This window comes from Kocuria sp. BT304 (assembly GCF_003290245.1).
In the GTDB taxonomy this organism is placed as follows: Bacteria; Actinomycetota; Actinomycetes; order Actinomycetales; family Micrococcaceae; genus Kocuria; species Kocuria rhizophila_A.
The window spans coordinates 721,808-738,539 of the sequence record NZ_CP030039.1 but is presented as its reverse complement, the minus strand read 5'-3'; the positions used below and the strand labels follow the sequence as shown (position 1 = coordinate 738,539).

General features: G+C 70.5%; 13 protein-coding genes. 4 read left to right on the top strand and 9 right to left on the bottom strand.

The window, feature by feature from the left end:
* Window positions 1-206 precede the first annotated feature (206 nt).
* From menD to DNL27_RS03305, 6 genes are all read right to left on the bottom strand, one after another.
* Window positions 207-2,210, bottom strand: a complete 2,004-nt coding sequence (gene menD, locus DNL27_RS03330) for a 2-succinyl-5-enolpyruvyl-6-hydroxy-3-cyclohexene-1-carboxylate synthase (RefSeq protein WP_112234706.1) — start codon at window positions 2,208-2,210, stop codon at window positions 207-209.
* A 113-nt stretch (window positions 2,211-2,323) separates the two neighbouring features.
* Window positions 2,324-3,664, bottom strand: coding sequence for a sulfate adenylyltransferase subunit 1 (locus tag DNL27_RS03325; protein WP_112234705.1), 1,341 nt, complete (start codon window positions 3,662-3,664; stop codon window positions 2,324-2,326).
* 2 nt (window positions 3,665-3,666) lie between these two features.
* Entirely contained in the window at window positions 3,667-4,602 is a 936-nt protein-coding gene (cysD, locus tag DNL27_RS03320) for a sulfate adenylyltransferase subunit CysD (RefSeq protein ID WP_112234704.1), read from the bottom strand.
* Window positions 4,584-5,447, bottom strand: coding sequence for a phosphoadenylyl-sulfate reductase (locus DNL27_RS03315; protein ID WP_112234703.1), 864 nt, complete (start codon window positions 5,445-5,447; stop codon window positions 4,584-4,586). The genes cysD and DNL27_RS03315 overlap by 19 nt, the downstream gene beginning before the upstream one ends.
* On the bottom strand, window positions 5,444-7,156 hold the full coding sequence (locus tag DNL27_RS03310) for a nitrite/sulfite reductase (RefSeq protein ID WP_112234702.1): 1,713 nt from the start codon (window positions 7,154-7,156) through the stop codon (window positions 5,444-5,446). The genes DNL27_RS03315 and DNL27_RS03310 overlap by 4 nt, the downstream gene beginning before the upstream one ends.
* A 196-nt stretch (window positions 7,157-7,352) precedes the next feature.
* Window positions 7,353-8,684 (bottom strand): ISL3-like element ISPfr3 family transposase, encoded by a 1,332-nt coding sequence (locus tag DNL27_RS03305; RefSeq protein ID WP_087137594.1) that lies wholly within the window; start codon window positions 8,682-8,684, stop codon window positions 7,353-7,355.
* Window positions 8,685-8,820: 136 nt separating this feature from the next.
* Here DNL27_RS03305 and DNL27_RS03300 point away from each other — a divergent pair, with 136 nt between their 5' ends.
* The 3 genes from DNL27_RS03300 to DNL27_RS03290 all read left to right on the top strand — a co-directional run bounded on the left by DNL27_RS03300 (window position 8,821) and on the right by DNL27_RS03290 (window position 10,911).
* Window positions 8,821-9,120: a hypothetical protein gene (locus DNL27_RS03300; RefSeq protein ID WP_112234701.1), complete on the top strand. Its 300-nt coding sequence runs from the start codon at window positions 8,821-8,823 to the stop codon at window positions 9,118-9,120.
* Window positions 9,121-9,143: 23 nt separating this feature from the next.
* Window positions 9,144-9,473: a hypothetical protein gene (locus DNL27_RS03295; protein ID WP_112234700.1), complete on the top strand. Its 330-nt coding sequence runs from the start codon at window positions 9,144-9,146 to the stop codon at window positions 9,471-9,473.
* Window positions 9,474-9,579: 106 nt separating this feature from the next.
* Window positions 9,580-10,911, top strand: coding sequence for an ISL3-like element ISPfr3 family transposase (locus DNL27_RS03290; protein ID WP_087137594.1), 1,332 nt, complete (start codon window positions 9,580-9,582; stop codon window positions 10,909-10,911).
* A gap of 64 nt (window positions 10,912-10,975) precedes the next feature.
* On the opposite strand, the gene DNL27_RS03285 is transcribed toward DNL27_RS03290, so the two are convergent.
* Both DNL27_RS03285 and DNL27_RS03280 read right to left on the bottom strand, forming a co-directional pair.
* Window positions 10,976-13,201 carry a PhoX family phosphatase gene (locus tag DNL27_RS03285; protein ID WP_112234699.1) on the bottom strand — a complete coding sequence of 742 codons (2,226 nt, stop codon included), beginning with the start codon at window positions 13,199-13,201 and terminating at the stop codon, window positions 10,976-10,978.
* A 318-nt stretch (window positions 13,202-13,519) separates the two neighbouring features.
* Window positions 13,520-14,455, bottom strand: a complete 936-nt coding sequence (locus tag DNL27_RS03280; RefSeq protein WP_239494475.1) for an o-succinylbenzoate synthase — start codon at window positions 14,453-14,455, stop codon at window positions 13,520-13,522.
* Window positions 14,456-14,909: 454 nt separating this feature from the next.
* On the opposite strand from DNL27_RS03280, the gene DNL27_RS03275 reads away from it, so the two are divergent.
* Complete coding sequence (locus DNL27_RS03275) at window positions 14,910-16,118, top strand: DUF2334 domain-containing protein (RefSeq protein ID WP_162627092.1); 1,209 nt, start codon at window positions 14,910-14,912, stop codon at window positions 16,116-16,118.
* A 71-nt stretch (window positions 16,119-16,189) separates the two neighbouring features.
* On the opposite strand, the gene DNL27_RS03270 is transcribed toward DNL27_RS03275, so the two are convergent.
* Complete coding sequence (locus DNL27_RS03270; protein WP_112234697.1) at window positions 16,190-16,657, bottom strand: DUF4282 domain-containing protein; 468 nt, start codon at window positions 16,655-16,657, stop codon at window positions 16,190-16,192.
* Window positions 16,658-16,732 lie beyond the last annotated feature (75 nt).

The window sequence follows — 16,732 nt, the reverse complement described above, 5'->3', positions numbered from 1 at the left end:
GCCCCGCACCCTGCGCCAGCGGGAGCACCGTCGCAACCGGCAGAGGCGCCGCCGCGGCCGCGGGTCGGGTGCGGGCTCCACCGACGACCGGCAGGCACGCGCCGGTCCACGGCCTCCACGGCCCGCTGTGGTCTTCTGCGGCCCTCGGCAGCACGACGCCGCCCGGTGCGGGCGGTCTCCCGGGTTCGGCTCGGTCGGTGCTCGGCTCAGCCGCGCGTGAGGTGCTCCTGCGCGGCCCGCGCTCCCGCCTGCCGCGCCCCGGCGTTGAGGTCCCGCAGGGTGTCACGCGCCATGGGCACCTCGACCACCCGCCGCCCCACCACGGGCTCCGCGAGCACCGCGGTAAGGTCCTCGACCGTGTCCACGCGCACGTGCTCAACCCCGTACGCCGCGCACAGCTGCGCGACCCCCGCCCGGTGCGGAGTGCCGAAGAACCGCTCCACGGCTGCCGTGTAGCGCTCGTCCAGGCCCAGCCCACCGTGCTCGAGGGTCTGGAAGATGCCCCCTCCGGAGTCGTTGACCACCACCAGGTGCACGTCCGGGACCTGCTCCCCCGGGCCCACGAGCAGCCCCCCGGCGTCGTGCAGGAAGGTGAGGTCGCCCATCACGGCGCGCACCGGGCGCCCGGTGCCCAGCCCCACGCCGTGGGCGGTGGCCACCGTGCCGTCGATCCCGGCCAGGCCGCGGTTCGCGATCACGGGCACGGGTGTCTGCGCCCGCGCCACGAGGTCCACGTCCCGCACCACCGTGGAGGAACCCACCACCAGCACGGCGCCGTCCCGGCAGCTCGCGTCCCACACCGCGCGGGCCACGTGCAGCCGGGTCAGCTGCTCCTGGGTGTCCGCGTGGTGCAGCACGGCGGCGTCGGCGGCGTCCCCGGCCTCGCGCCACGCACCGAGCCAGCCCTCGGCCACGGTCCCGACGGCGCTTGCGGCCTCCGCGAAACCGCGCACCTCGGTCTCGGGGCGGCGCCCCGGCTCGAACCACGGTGCGGGGTCCGGGCGCACCGCCACCACCTGCACGTCGGAACGCTTGAACAGGGCGGAGACCGCGCGGCTCAGGGTGGGCCGTCCCACGAGGACCACGGTGTCGATCTGCCGCCCCAGGGTGGTGTCCAGGAGGCTCTCGTAGGAGGCGATCGCCTCCCCCTCGCGGGCGTTCGAGGAGGGTTCAGCAAGCAGGGGGATGCCGTGTTCCCGGGCGAAGCGCGCGGCGGCCCGCCCGGCACCGTCGCCCGCGAAGACCACCGGGTGCGACGGTGCGGACGTCGGACCCGCCGGTCCCGATCCGCTGCGGTGGGACGCCTGGTCGTGGGGGCGCTCAGGGGCGGCTCCCTCGTACGTGCTGCTCTCGCGCGGCGCGGAGGAATCCCGCCGCGATTCCTCCGGGGGCACCCCGGCCCTGGCCCCCATCGGGGTCACGGAGGCGGGTGCCGCGCTCGACGCGGAGACCGCTGCGGCCGAGTCGCGGGCCGGTGCGCCACCCATCGGGGCGCTGTCGGTCGACAGGTCGGCGGGGAGGAACGGTTCGGGCAGCACCGACCACGGGTGGGCCGTGAGTTCGGAGGGGCCGTCTGACCGGGTTCGGCGCAACTCTGCGGCCAGCTCCCGGGCCCAGTCCTTCAGGTGCTCGTGGTCCTCGTCCGAGACCGGGTAGAGGGGGTCCCGCAGCGCGATGTTGAGCTGCACCGGGCCCGGCGCGGCGTCCCGGCTCCCAGCGAGCGCGGCGAGCGGGGCGAGCAGGGCGGCGTCGATCTCGGCGCGCTGCTCGGCCTCGGTCCCGGAGCCGCCCGGGGGCAGCACGTCCACCTCCGCGCGCACGAACGTGCTGAACATTCCGGGCTGGCGCGTGGTCTGGTTGGCGCCGGTGCCGCGCAGCTCGGGCGGGCGGTCGGCGCTGAGCACCACCACGGGCACCCCCGCGTGGGCGGCCTCCAGCACGGCGGGCAGCAACTCCCCCACGGCGGTGCCGCTCGTGGTGAGCACGCCACACGGGTGACCCGTGGAGCGCGCGATCCCGAGGGCGGTGAACGCGGCGTCCCGCTCGTCGATCCGCACGTGCACACTCAACGCACCGCTCGCGTGGGCAGCCGCCGCGGCGTAGGCCAACGGCGCGGAACGGGAGCCCGGGGACACCACCAGGTGCCGCATCCCGCGCTCCGCGAGCGCGCGCAGAACCGTGGTGGCCGTGAGGATGCTGGGGGTGATCACCCTCCCGAGGGTACTCAGCCGCACCGACGCCGCCCGAGCGACCGACAGCGCCGGGCCCGGCACCCACCCGGCGGCACCGCGGGACGGGACCGGGCTGCGTCGTCAGGCGGGGGTCAGATGGCCCACTCCCCCGCGTCCGCGCGGAGGCTGCCGAGCACGCCCGGGGTGTGGACGCTGTCGTCCTGGACCATGCCCGCGGCCTGGGTGCGCCCGGACTGCGGGTCGATCAGCAGGAACGATCCGAGCGAGTGGGACTGGGTGTACGCGGTGGTGAACAGGGGCTCGGCCACGCGGATGCTCACCCGCCCGATGTCGTTGAGCTCGAACGCGCCCACGGACTCTGCGGCGAGGCTCTCCAGGTTGAGCCGCCCGTCCAGCGAGCCGACGATGCCGCGGACCACGCGCGTGGTGTGCTTGAGCAGCACGCGCTGGCCCTCGCGCAGGGGGTTCTCGTCGTCCAGCCAGCACACCACGGCGTCCACGGTCTTGGAGCCCCGCGGCGCCGCGGCCGGTTCCGCGAGCAGGTCACCGCGGCTGATGTCGATCTGGTCCGCGAGGCTCAGCGTGACGGACTGCCCCGCCACGGCGTGCTCGGCGGGGGCGCCGGCCACGTCGATGCGGGTGACCGTGGTGGTGCGCCCCGCGGGCTGGACCGCCACGGAATCGCCCACGGCCACGGAGCCGGAGGCGATCTGTCCCGCGTAGCCGCGGTAGTCCGTGAACTCCGGGGACACCGCTGCGGACTGCGGGCGGATCACGGTCTGCACGGGCAGCGCGAAGGGTTCGGCGCTCGTGAGCTGGGCGGCGTCCGGGAGGTTCTCCAGCCAGCCCAGCAGGGAGGGCCCCGAGTACCAGGGGGTGGCCCCGGAGGGCTCCACCACGTTGTCCCCGCGCAGCGCGGAGACCGGGATGCTCTGCAGGTTCAGCACGCCCAGCTCGTCCGCGAGCGCGTGCAGGTCCCGCTCCAGTGCCTCGAAGGCGTCCTGGGCGTCCGGGACCAGGTCGATCTTGTTGACCGCCACGATCAGGTGCGGCACGCCCAGCAGCGCGGCCACGGCCAGGTGGCGGCGGGTCTGCTCCACGATCCCGTGGGTCACGTCCACCAGCACGATCAGGGCGTCCGCCGTGGACGCACCGGTCACGGTGTTGCGGGTGTACTGCACGTGCCCGGGGCAGTCGGCCAGGATGAAGCTGCGCACGGGGGTCGCGAAGTAGCGGTAGGCCACGTCGATGGTGATCCCCTGCTCGCGCTCCGCCCGCAGCCCGTCGGTCAGCAGGGCCAGGTCCGCGGAGCTCAGACCGCGGGACTCGCTGACCCGCTCGATGGCCTCCAGCTGGTCCACCAGGATGTTCTTGGTGTCGTGCAGCAGCCGCCCCACCAGGGTGGACTTGCCGTCGTCCACGCTGCCGGCCGTGGCGATGCGCAGCAGGCTCGCTTGGTTCTCGGTGCTCATCTCTAGAAGTAGCCCTCTCGCTTGCGGTCCTCCATGGCGGCCTCGGACACGCGGTCGTCCGCGCGGGTGGCCCCGCGCTCGGTGAGCGTGCTGGTCCTGACCTCGGCCAGCACGTCCTGCGCGGTGGCGGCCGGGGACTCAACGGCGCCCGTGCAGCTCATGTCCCCCACCGTCCGGTAGCGCACGGTGCGGGGCTGCACGGTCTCGCCCTCGCGCGGGCTCACGTGCTCGCCCACGGCCAGCCACATGCCGTCCCGGCTCACCACGTCCCGCTCATGGGCGTAGTAGAGGGAGGGCAGCTCGATGCCCTGCTCGGTGATGTAGGACCAGATGTCCAGCTCGGTCCAGTTGGACAGCGGGAACACCCGCACGTGCTCCCCGGGGCGGTGGCGCGTGTTGTAGAGGCTCCACAGTTCGGGGCGCTGGTTGCGGGGGTCCCACTGGCCGAACTCGTCCCGCAGGCTGATGATCCGCTCCTTGGCGCGGGCCTTCTCCTCGTCCCGCCGGGCGCCGCCGTAGACCACGTCGTGGCGGCCCTCCGTGATGGCGTCCAGCAGGGGCACGGTCTGCAGCTGGTTGCGGGTGCCGTCCGGGCGCTCGGTGAGGCGGCCGTCGTCGAGGTAGTCCTGCACGGACGCAACCTCCAGGCGGATGTGCAGCCGCTCGACGGTGCGGTCCCGGAACTCCAGGACCTCCGGGAAGTTGTGCCCGGTGTCCACGTGCAGCACGGGGAACGGGATGGGTGCTGGCCAGAAGGCCTTGGCGGCCAGGTGCAGCATGACCACCGAGTCCTTGCCGCCGGAGAACAGCAGCACGGGGCGTTCGCCCTCCGCCGCGGTCTCGCGGAAGATGTGGATGGACTCGGCCTCGAGCCGCTGCAGCTGGCTCAGCGCCGTCTCTGTGGGGGCAGTCGTGGTGCTCACAGGTGGATCCCGCATTCTGTCTTGCCCACACCGGACCAGCGTCCGGCGCGGGGGTCTTCTCCGGGGGCGACCTTGCGCGTGCACGGGGCGCACCCGATGGACGGGTAGCCCTGGCTCAGCAGCGGGTTGACCACCACCAAGTTCTCCTCGGCGTACGCGACCACGTGGTCGAAGGTCCAGTCCACGATGGCGTTGATCTTGACCATCTGGTGGTGCTCGTCCCACTCCACGGGCGCGGCGTTCGCGCGGTGCGGCGTCTCCTCACGACGCAGCCCGGTCACCCACGCCTCGTACCCGGCCAGGGCCTTGTCCAGCGGCGCGACCTTGCGCATCCCGCAGCACAGCCCCGGGTCGCGGTCGTGGAGCTGGGCGCCGTACTTCGCGTCCTGCTCGGGGACGGTGAGCTCGGGCAGCAGGGTGCGCACGTTCACGGGCCAGTCCCGGGCGAAGTCGTCACGGGTCTGCAGGGTCTCCGGGAAGTGGTAGCCGGTCTCCAGGAACAGCACGTCCACGTTCTTCAGGTGGGTGCTGACCAGCGCGGGCACCACGGTGTCCGAGGCCATGGAGCACGCCACCGCCAGGCGGAGCCCGAAGGTCTCCGCGGCCCACGCGAGCACCTCGTCCGGGTCCGCGTCCCGCGCGCCGAAGCGCTCACGTGCCTCCTCCACGAGGGCCTTGAGCTCCTCGGTGGAGCGGGTGCGCCCCGGCGACACCCCCTGGGAGGTGGCCGGTGTCGCGGAGCCCGCGGGCGGCGTCGTTGTGCCGCGGGCGTCCAGGGCCGCAGCGGACGACGCCGCCGGGTCCCCGCCCTGCCCCGCGGCGAGCGGGTGCGTGGTGAGCTGGATGTCGGTGGCTGTCATCGCAGGGAATCCTCCTCGGCGCTCAGCGCCCACTCGGCGAAAGACTGTTCCGGGCCGCGCTCCCGCAGGAAGGTGCGGGTCACGCGCTCCACGTAGTCGGAGAGGTCGTCCGCGGTGACCTTGAGCCCGCGCACGGTGCGCCCCAGGCCGCCCTCCTCGCGGTCGGTGGAGGCCAGCCCGCCGCCCAGGTGGACCTGGAACACGTACTCCTCCCCGATGTACTGGCCCTTGAGCCCGATGTCCGCGGTCTGGATGCGGGCGCACGAGTTGGGGCAGCCGTTGATGTGCAGGGAGATGGGCGTGGGGATCTCCACGTCCGCCAGGCGGTCCTCCATGTCGTCGATCACCCGGGCCGCCAGGCCCTTGGTCTCCACGAACGCGAGCTTGCAGAACTCGATGCCCGTGCAGGCAATGGTCGAGCGGCGGAACGGGCTGGGCTTCGCGTGCAGCCCCAGGGGCCGCACGGCCTCGATCAACCCGTCCACGTTGTCCTCGGGCACGTCCAGCACCAGCACCTTCTGGTGCGGGGTCAGGCGGATGCGCTGGGAACCGGCGGCCTCGGCGGCGTCGGCCAGGGCCACGAGCGCGTCCCCGGAGAGCCGGCCCGCGGTGAGAGCGAAGCCCACGTACCGGTTGCCGTCCACCTGCTCGTGCACGCCCACGTGGTCCGAGTGGCCCACCGCGCGCTCGGGGGCGGGGCCGTCCGGCAGCTCGAAGCCCAGGTACTCGTCCTGCAGCACCTGCCGGAACTTCTCCGTGCCCCACTCGGCCAGCAGGAACTTGAGGCGGGCCTTGGTGCGCTGCTTGCGGTAGCCGTAGTCGCGGAAGATTCCGCACACCCCAGCCCACACGGGCACCACGTTCTCTCGGGAGACGAACGCGCCCAGGCGCTCACCGAGCCGCGGCGCCACGGACAGCGCCCCGCCCACCCACAGGTCGTAGCCGGGGCCGAGCTCGGGGTGGTTCACACCCACGAAGCTGACGTCGTTGATCTCGTGCACCACATCCAGCGTGGGGCTGCCGGTGATCGCGGTCTTGAACTTGCGCGGCAGGTTCACGTACTCGGGGTTGCCCACGAACTCCTCGCGCAGGGCGGCGAGGTCCTCGCTCGGGTCGATGATCGCGTTCTTCTCCACCCCGGCCACGGGGCTGCCGAGGAGCACGCGCGGGGTGTCCCCGCAGGCCTCCAGGGTGGTCAGGCCCACGGAGTCCAGCCGCTCCCACATCTCGGGGACGTCCTCGATGCGCAGCCAGTGCAGCTGAATGTTCTGCCGGTCCGAGACGTCCGCCGTGCCGCGCGCGAAGTCCCGAGAGACCTCGCCCACCACGCGGGCCTGCTCGGTGCTCAGCTGCCCGCCGTCCAGGCGGATGCGCTGCATGAAGTACTCGTCCGAGAGGGACTCGGCGTCCAGCTTGGAGGTGTTCGCGCCGGCCACACCCTGCTTGCGCTGCGTGTAGAGGCCCAGCCAGCGGAAGCGGCCGTGGACGTCGTCCGCGGGAATCGAGGCGTAGCCCGTCTTCGAGTACGTGTCGATGATCCGCTGCCGCACGTCCAGCGAGTTCTCCTCCGCCTTGAACTCCTCGTTGTGGTTCAGGGGGGTGCGGCCGCTGACCTTCCACTGGCCCAGGTCCGTGCCCTTGCGGGGTCCGCGCACACGGCCGGACGCGCTCTTGGGGGGCACTGTCCCGGTGTCTGTCGAGGTGGTCATGGCTGCTCCTTGGGTGAGAGGGAGGCGAGTCGCTCCAACGTACCGACCGGGCCACCCGGGCCCATACTTTCCGTCACAAACACGTCACATACCGGGCGTTTCCCCAGGTCAAGCCAGGGTTGGGGCCCGACGACGCCGCCGGACCTCGCGCGCGGGTGGCACGGGCGACGTCGTCGTCAGGGCACGGAAAAGCGGCTCATCCGAATCCAGGGTGTAGTCGGGGTCTGAACCCGCCGGTCTCGAGCAGGGATCTGGCGATGTAGTTGGTCAGGTTGCGGAACCCCAGCGCCGAGCCGCGCAGGTGCTCGAGCCTGCCGTTGATCGCCTCGGTGGGCCCGTTGGAGGTGCTGGGCCGGTCGAAGTAGGCCAGGACGTCGGCGGCGCGCTTCTTCAGCGTCCTGCCGAGCTTGGTGATCTCGACCAGGGCCTTGGGGACGCCGGTGCTGATCGAGTCGATGAGCCGGGCCATCAGCTCGCGGCCGTGGCGCCGGTTCTCGTGGCGGTAGGCGGCGATCATGCGCTGGTAGACGCTCCAGGTGACCTCGACCTCGACGTGGGCGTCGTCGGCGAACAGGGTGTCCAGTCGGTCCTTCTGCTTGTCGTTGAGCAGGTCGGCGCCGGTGGACAGGGTCCGGCGGGCGGCATAGAGCGGGTCGCCCTTGCGGCCGCGGTGCCCACAGATGGCCTGCTGAACTCGCCGTCGGCACTCATCGAGCGCCTCGCCAGCGAGGCGCGTGACGTGGAAGGGATCTAGCACGGTCACCACGTCGGGCAGTTCCTCGACGGCGGCGGTCTTGAACCCGGTGAAGCCGTCCATCGCGACCACCTCCACGCCGTCGCGCCACTCCTGCGGGCGGTCGGCCAGCCAGGTCTTGAACGCCTGCTTGGAGCGTCCTTCGACCATGTCCAGCAGCCGTGCCGGGCCGGTGCCATCTCGCACTGGGGTGAGGTCGATGATCACGGTGACGTACCTGTCGCCGCGACGGGTGTGCCTCCACACGTGCTCATCGACCCCGACGACCTTCACCCCCTCGAAGCGGTGCTCCTCGTCGATCAGCACCCGCTTGCCCTCGGCCATAACGGCGTCGTTGGCGGTGTCCCAGGCCACCCCGAGCCCCTCGGCGACCCGAGCCACGGTCAGGTGCTGGACCACGATCCCTTCCAGCGCCCACCGCAGAGCGCGCCGAGACAACTTGGCCCGGGGCTCGGCCGCGGCGGTGGTGTCCTGGCGCCACACATACCCGCAGCCGCTGCAGCGGTAACGGCGCACGACGACCTCCAGCGTCGTGGGCCGCCAGCCCAGTGGTTCGTGGGCAAGCCGTCGGACCACGGTGTCACGTGGTCTCCCTTCGCAGCCGCAGCGCCGGCACCACTGGTCGGGCTCGACCACCTGACAGGCCAATACGGCACGATCCGGCTCGAGTCGCTGCCCGGTGACAACGAGGCCGAGTTCGTCGAGGCGGCAGAAGGCAGTCAGGTCGGGGCTGGCGAACGCATCAGCGCGCCCGCCGACGGTAGCGTCGTGCACGTCGAGGTCTTTCGGGCTGAGTGTGTAGGAGCTCTCATCCTCGGGAGACCTCGACCTCTATCCGGCCACCGACGCGCCGGCCCGCCGCGCGACGTGCGCTACACCCTCATCTGGGAAGAGCCGGTTTCCCCCGGCCGTGAATGCCCTGCGCAACCAGCGTCTCGACGGTCTGCTTCCCAGCGTCCTGCGCCAAGAACATGCCCCCCGCACCAATGTTCTGAGCTTTCTCGCCACGCAACCTGAGCTTCCCAGCATCGAGTACTGGGTCAACTTGATGTCTGCGCATGATCGGGACATCCAGCTGGCGGAACTCGACCGAGCCGTGGAAGCCCACCCCCGATTGCGTGACTCCATCCACGTGCGCCCGTACGTGGACGGGGAGTCGAAGCACAACCCGCTATCAAAGGACGAGACTCTCTCGCTCTTGAACACCTGATTCCCCCTCCCCCTAGGAATTCCATGCCGTTGACCATCCAGTACTACCCCGACGCCGAGTGCCACCGCGTACGCATAGAACTGCAGTTCCTGCGAGAACTGGTCAGTGAGCGCGATTGGCTCCTGACCACCAAACTGTACGACCGCGGGCGCGCCATCCCCTCAGAATGGATCAGCTGGCCGTACTCCGGTCTCGTAGACGCCAACTACCAGTACATTGATGCCGATTTCGAGTCCCACTGGGAGGCCGCACCGCTGAACTCCCAGGGTGCCTTCGACCAGGCTGAATTCTCGATCCTTCCCTGGTCGCCGAACGCCAAAGCCAAACGGATTTCACCGGCTCTTCCCAGATGAGGGTGTAGCGCACGTCGCGCGGCGGGCCGGCGCGTCGGTGGCCGGATAGAGGTCGAGGTCTCCCGAGGATGAGAGCTCCTACACACTCAGCCCGAAAGACCTCGACGTGCACGACGCTACCGTCGGCGGGCGCGCTGATGCGTTCGCCAGCCCCGACCTGACTGCCTTCTGCCGCCTCGACGAACTCGGCCTCGTTGTCACCGGGCAGCGACTCGAGCCGGATCGTGCCGTATTGGCCTGTCAGGTGGTCGAGCCCGACCAGTGGTGCCGGCGCTGCGGCTGCGAAGGGAGACCACGTGACACCGTGGTCCGACGGCTTGCCCACGAACCACTGGGCTGGCGGCCCACGACGCTGGAGGTCGTCGTGCGCCGTTACCGCTGCAGCGGCTGCGGGTATGTGTGGCGCCAGGACACCACCGCCGCGGCCGAGCCCCGGGCCAAGTTGTCTCGGCGCGCTCTGCGGTGGGCGCTGGAAGGGATCGTGGTCCAGCACCTGACCGTGGCTCGGGTCGCCGAGGGGCTCGGGGTGGCCTGGGACACCGCCAACGACGCCGTTATGGCCGAGGGCAAGCGGGTGCTGATCGACGAGGAGCACCGCTTCGAGGGGGTGAAGGTCGTCGGGGTCGATGAGCACGTGTGGAGGCACACCCGTCGCGGCGACAGGTACGTCACCGTGATCATCGACCTCACCCCAGTGCGAGATGGCACCGGCCCGGCACGGCTGCTGGACATGGTCGAAGGACGCTCCAAGCAGGCGTTCAAGACCTGGCTGGCCGACCGCCCGCAGGAGTGGCGCGACGGCGTGGAGGTGGTCGCGATGGACGGCTTCACCGGGTTCAAGACCGCCGCCGTCGAGGAACTGCCCGACGTGGTGACCGTGCTAGATCCCTTCCACGTCACGCGCCTCGCTGGCGAGGCGCTCGATGAGTGCCGACGGCGAGTTCAGCAGGCCATCTGTGGGCACCGCGGCCGCAAGGGCGACCCGCTCTATGCCGCCCGCCGGACCCTGTCCACCGGCGCCGACCTGCTCAACGACAAGCAGAAGGACCGACTGGACACCCTGTTCGCCGACGACGCCCACGTCGAGGTCGAGGTCACCTGGAGCGTCTACCAGCGCATGATCGCCGCCTACCGCCACGAGAACCGGCGCCACGGCCGCGAGCTGATGGCCCGGCTCATCGACTCGATCAGCACCGGCGTCCCCAAGGCCCTGGTCGAGATCACCAAGCTCGGCAGGACGCTGAAGAAGCGCGCCGCCGACGTCCTGGCCTACTTCGACCGGCCCAGCACCTCCAACGGGCCCACCGAGGCGATCAACGGCAGGCTCGAGCACCTGCGCGGCTCGGCGCTGGGGTTCCGCAACCTGACCAACTACATCGCCAGATCCCTGCTCGAGACCGGCGGGTTCAGACCCCGACTACACCCTGGATTCGGATGAGCCGGAAAAGCGGGCGGGGCCGCGGCTGCCCGCGATCCCGCCCGCCTGCCCGGGCCGGGGGGTCTCAGCTCTCGTAGCTCCTGGGGGCCTGCTCGGCGCGCTGCTGCAGCTCCTGGGTGGGCTTGTCGTCGTAGCCGCGGTACTTGGGGCCGGTCTTGCCGTTCTTGCGGCGTTTGTCCTGGTTCGCGCCCTTGCCCGGCTGGTCGCTCACGCCGCCCGGGAACTGGGGCTTGTTGTTCCGGTTCTTGCGGAACACCTGGATCACGGACGGGCGCGGCATGGAGAACTCGCCCGGCTCCAGGCGCGTGGGCAGCGCGTAGTCCGGGAAGTACGAGCGGGGCTGCTCGAAGGAGCCGTCCTCACCCGGGTGCTGCACGGCGATGTAGACCATGCCCTCGGTGTCGTGGACCACCGGGCCGCACGTCTCCGCGTCCTGCGGGACCGAGAGGAACTGCTGCACGCGGCCACGCTCGGAGCCGTTGAGGGTCACCTTGAACAGGCCGTCGTTGTAGCCGATCTTGGACGGCGCGCCATCCGTGGAGATCCACAGGTTGCCGGAGTTGTCGAAAGCGACGTTGTCCGGGCAGGAGATCGGGGAGACCTTCTCCTTGGGGAAGCCGCCGAAGTACGTGCCGGAGTCCTTGGTGGGGTCACCGCACACCAGCAGCAGGTTCCAGTCGAAGCGGGTGGCCTGCGGGAGGTTGTGGCGCTCGGTGAGCTCCAGGACGTAGCCGTCCCGGTTGCCGGTCCTCGGGTTGGCCTCGTCCACGCCGGCCTTGCCCGCCGTGCCGCGGTCCGAGTTGTTGGTCAGCGCGGCGTACACCTTGCCGGTATGCGGGTTGGGCTCCACGTCCTCCGGTCGGTCCATCTTGGTGGCACCGGCCTTGTCCGCGGCCAGGCGGGTGTAGACGAGCACCTGCTCCACGGACATGCCCTTAATCATGGACCTGCCGCCCTTGACCAGGGGCAGCCACTCGCCGGAGCCGTCGAACTCGCCGTCCCTGGGCAGGGTGCCGTCCCCGGTGATCTGCCTCTTGGGAGAGTTGCCCTTGAGCCGGGCCACGTAGAGGTCGCCCTCGGACAGCAGGGTCATGTTGTGCTTCTTGTCGCCCTGCTTGTACTTCTTGGCGGAGACGAACTTGTAGATGTACTCGAACTTCTCGTCGTCACCGGAGTACGCCACCACGGTGCCGTCGTCGCCCACGCGCACGTTGGCGCCCTCGTGCTTGAAGCGGCCCATCGCGGTGTGCTTGAGCGGGGCGGAGTTGGGGTTCTGGGGATCGATCTCCACCACCCAGCCGAAGCGGTTGGGCTCGTTCTTGTACCCGGGGATGCGGGCGTCGAAGCGCTTCTCCACCTCGGGCCAGCGGCGCGAGGGCATGGTGGTGGGGAAGCCGTAGCGCTTCTCCTCGGCGGTGCCGGAGGTGATGAAGTACTGGTGGACGTTCTCCTCGCCGGAGAGCACGGTGCCCCACGGGGTCACGCCTCCCGAGCAGTTGTTCTGGGTGCCCAGCACGCGCCTGCCGGTGGGGTCGTCCTGGGTTGTGAGCAGGTCCGAGCCGGCCGCGGGGCCGTCCACGACGAACGGCGTGGTCAGGGTGATGCGCCGGTTGCGGGCGCCGCCGCGCACGTAGGTCCAGGGCTCCCCCACCTTGGCGCGGGTGATCTCCACGACCGACATGCCGTGCGCCTGGCTGGCGGTCCTGACCATGTTGGTGAGGTTCGTCTTCTCGTAGCCCGTGGGGAACATGGTGTTCTCGTTGGTGTACTCGTGGTTGTTCACCAGCACACCCGTGAGTCCGTTGGGGTCCGGGATGATGTCCAGATAGTCCGAGTTGAAGCCGAACTGCTTGGACTGGGACTCCGGGCTCTGGTTCTCGGGGTCGAACTCCGGGGAGTCGTAGAACAGGGGATCGCCCCAGCGGATGATCGGCGACCAGTCGTAGCCCTTGGGGACGGTGAGGTCGTCCACCGTCATGTTCACCGGCTTGATGGGGGTGAAGTCCAGGCGCGCCCTGCCCTGACCCCAGTAGCCGTACGTGGCCTGAGCGGGCTGGGCGGTCGCGGCCACCAGCCCCACCGTCACCGCCCCGGCGGCACCGAGCCCGAGTGCGGCGCGGCGGCTCATCGCGGCGGAGATGACGTCGTGCACGTACTCGTTGGACGAGGTGTTGGCGTCCGGGGTCATGCACTGGCTGCCGCACTTGAGCTCGCACGTGAGCGGGCTGCGCTTGCCGTTCACGTGGCCCAGCATGGGCAGGAGACGGCGGCGTTCGGGTGCTTGGGTCATGGAGTGGCTCCCTGGGTGAGACATGCGTCCGTGCATGTCAGCGAGTGTTTCCGTGAGCCACCTCACCACTGGCGAGTGATCGTCGTGCGACTGCCGGGCGAACTGGAGGTTAACCCGGCGGGCGCAGTCCGCCGACGCCGCCGCGCGGCACCGCGCCCGGCGCCACCGGACCTCCCCGCCCCTCAGCCACTGGCCCCGCCCACCCCGGTCCCGCGCAGCGCTGCACCTGCGGGACACGCTGGGCCGTCGCCCGGCGTCGTGCACCGCAGCGGCGACGGCCGCGCGGCAGGCCGCGGGCGGCGTCGCCCTCCCCCTGGTCTACTGCGCGGCGAGCAGCGCGTGGGTGCGGCGCAGCCGGTCCAGCCACCAGTCCCGGCGCTCGCCGGTGACGGCGTGCTCGGCGAGCAGGGCCTCATCCACGGCGACGTCCCGCACGGGCAGGAACCCGTCCACGGGGCGCAGGGGCTCGGCGGTCACATCCGCGGTCATGAGAGAGAGGGTGCCGAGCCCGCACGCGTACGGCAGCTCGGGCAGCGCGGCAGCCAGGGCGACGCCCGCGCGGATCCCCACGGAGGAGTCGATCGCCGAGCTGACGACGGCGGGAAGCCCCGCCTGCGCCACGACGTCCAGCGCGCGGCGCACTCCCCCGAGCGGCGCGACCTTCACGACGATCAGGTCCGCGGCACCCGCGCGCGCCACCGCAAGCGGGTCCTCGGCCTTGCGCACGGACTCGTCCGCCGCGATCAGCGTGCCCACGCCCTGTTCCCGCAGCCGACGCCGCACGCTCGCCAGACCCTTGACGCTCGCCACGGGCTGCTCCGCGTAGGCGATGCGGAACTCGCTGAGCGCGCTGAGGGCGGTCACGGCGTCGTCCTCGTCCCAGCCCGCGTTGGCGTCCACCCGCAGCTCGGCGTCCGGGAGGAGGTGCCGGACGGCGGCGACGCGGGCGACGTCGTCCGCGAGACTCTGGCCGCGCTCGGCCACCTTGATCTTCACGGCGTGGACCTGCCCGGCGTAGCCGCCGAGGACGTCCACGACGCGCTCGGCCGGGACCGCTGGGACGGTGGCGTTGACGGGCACCCGGTCACGGACGGGCTCCGGGACGCCCTGCCAGGCGGCCTCGATGCCGGCGCGCAGCCACGCGGCGGCCTCGGCGTCCCCGTACTCGGGGAACGGGCCGAACTCGCCCCACCCGGCGGGGCCGCGGAAGACGACGGTCTCCCGCTCGGTGACGCCGCGGAAGGTGACGCGCATGGGGAGGGAGACCACGTGGGCGGAGTCGAGGAGGTCGGCGAGCGGGGGGAGTGGCAGGGACCGCGAAAAGCTCAACACGCGTTCAGGATACGCGGCCGCGGGGCGGCCCCACGGCCGCTCGCACCGCGCCGCGGACGACGACCACGAGCGTCCCGAGCTGCGCCGCAGTCTAATTCTCGGTGAACCTGCCCTTAACTTCTTGCCCCCGTTTATTACGCTTGTGCGTATAAACCTCCGGGAATTCCCGCGGCTTTAGTCAGCTCGCAGTGTTTCACCCCCCGTCCGGCCCACGAGAGCATGAGGTCAAGTTCTTTGCACTGTTTGCCATGGTAATTGCCGTCTGAGAACCTGAAGGCGCGCCATGTGGCGTGGTGTGATCAGGTCAGTGCGCATCCGGGGGGATGGACGCGGTGCCCGCGGGGTGAATTCGGGGGAATTCATGATGCATGTCCACATGACGTCCGGAACGGCGAATGTCGGGGAGGCGCTCCAGATGTTCCTGCAGGGCGGCAGTCGCGTCCTGCTGATGATCGCCATGGCGCTGTTCCTGGCCTACATGATCTTCTTCCTGGCCACCTCGCGATGCACCCAGGGGAAGAAGGCCGTACCCTGCACGTCTTCCGGCACCGGACCCACGGAGGTGCCGTGGGCGGTGCGCTCCGGCAACCTCAACGGCCTCGCGGAGGTGCCACTGGACTACATCGACTCCAACGACGTGTACCTGATCTACTCGGACCTCTTCTACGACCTGGTGGGTTCAGACGCCCCCGCGGTGAAGCAGGCCGCGGTGCGCCTGGAGGACGTGGGCCCGGAGTCCGACCCGAAAGACCTGCGCCGCGTGGCTGATTACCTCGCGTCCGAGAACGTCCCGTTCCAGGTGGCCGTGATCCCCATCCAGATCGGGCAGAACAAGGACGGCTCCGACTGGTACGGGCTCAGCCTCACCGACCGGCCCGAGGTCGTGGACGCCCTGACGTACATGCAGGGCAAGGGTGGCACGCTCATCCAGCACGGCACCACGCACCAGATGGGCACCATGGACAACCCGTACAGCGGGCGTTCCGGTGAGGACTACGAGTTCCACCGGTTCGGGTGCACCTCCACCGACACCGCGCCCTACGCGTTCGAGGAGCGCACCAACGACTCCTACATCACGCCCGTGGGCCGCGCGGCCCAGGACGACGTGGACGAGTGGGGGGACCGCCTGGACGCGGGACGCTCCGTGATGGAGGACGCCGGTCTGGGTGAGCCCACGATCTTCGAGACACCGCACTACGGCGGTTCCGTGAACTCGTGCGTGGCCATGGCCCAGGAGTACAACGCGCGCTACGAACAGGGCGGCTACTACGCGAGCATCCTCACGGGGCAGCCCTCCGAGGCCGGCAAGTCCTACAGCCAGCAGTTCCCGTACACCGTGCACGACATCTACGGCGGCGCCGTGTATCCCGAGAACCTGGGCAACATCACCGAGGGCGAGCAGAACAACCACGCGATCCGCGATCCCAAGTTCCTGATCTCCCGGGCGAAGGCGAACCTCACGGCGCGCGAATCCACCGCAAGCTTCTTCTTCCACCCGTATCTGGATCTGAACTACCTCAAGCAGACGGTGCACGGGATCAAGGAGCTCGGTTACGAGTTCGCACCGGTCACGGAGCTGAAGTAGTGCACGCCCGGGCCGGCGCCCCCACTCGGGACGCCGGCCCAGACGCACCACACCGCGGGTTCAGCCGCGGGTCAGCGCCTCTCCACGAGCGCGGTCGTGTTCTGGGCAGTGCGGATCATGGAGATCACGAACTCCAGGAACACGCGCATCAGCACGATGTTGATCAGGACGCTCACGAGCCCGAAGACCACGAACAGCAGACCCGCGGCGCTCTCCGTGAGTGCGACCAATCCAGAGATCACCATGATCAATCCGCCCAGTGCGCTGAGCGCGATCGACAGGACGTAGATGAACTTCGCGAACTTGATGGTGATGAAGTGCTTGAAATCCAGGTCGAACAACGCGGCCAGGAAGCCCGGCTCGTTATCGGGGCGGTGCGGCGCGTGCGGGGGCTGCGCAGCGCCGTCGTGCGGGGCGGGGTACGCATCGTAGCGGGGGGTGCTACCGGCGGCGTAGGGGTGACCACCGTCCGCTCGGGGACCGGCCACCGGCTCCCGGGGATCGTTGTGGTCGTAGCGGGGGTAATTCTGCTCGGACATGACACTTCCTCGTGGGGGCGATAAGTGAAGGACACGGGGCCGCGGACAGCAGCCCCGCCCTCATTCTGACCCGCG

Bases quoted from the DNA above. Each gene is read 5' to 3' on its own strand.
- DNL27_RS03315 (WP_112234703.1), bottom strand. From the start codon at position 5,447: ATGACAGCCACCGACATCCAGCTCACCACGCACCCGCTCGCCGCGGGG.
- DNL27_RS03275 (WP_162627092.1), top strand. From the start codon at position 14,910: ATGACGTCCGGAACGGCGAATGTCGGGGAGGCGCTCCAGATGTTCCTG.
- DNL27_RS03310 (WP_112234702.1), bottom strand. From the start codon at position 7,156: ATGACCACCTCGACAGACACCGGGACAGTGCCCCCCAAGAGCGCGTCC.
- DNL27_RS03325 (WP_112234705.1), bottom strand. From the start codon at position 3,664: ATGAGCACCGAGAACCAAGCGAGCCTGCTGCGCATCGCCACGGCCGGC.
- DNL27_RS03285 (WP_112234699.1), bottom strand. From the start codon at position 13,201: ATGACCCAAGCACCCGAACGCCGCCGTCTCCTGCCCATGCTGGGCCAC.
- DNL27_RS03270 (WP_112234697.1), bottom strand. From the start codon at position 16,657: ATGTCCGAGCAGAATTACCCCCGCTACGACCACAACGATCCCCGGGAG.
- DNL27_RS03280 (WP_239494475.1), bottom strand. From the start codon at position 14,455: ATGCGCGTCACCTTCCGCGGCGTCACCGAGCGGGAGACCGTCGTCTTC.
- DNL27_RS03295 (WP_112234700.1), top strand. From the start codon at position 9,144: ATGCCGTTGACCATCCAGTACTACCCCGACGCCGAGTGCCACCGCGTA.
- cysD (WP_112234704.1), bottom strand. From the start codon at position 4,602: ATGCGGGATCCACCTGTGAGCACCACGACTGCCCCCACAGAGACGGCG.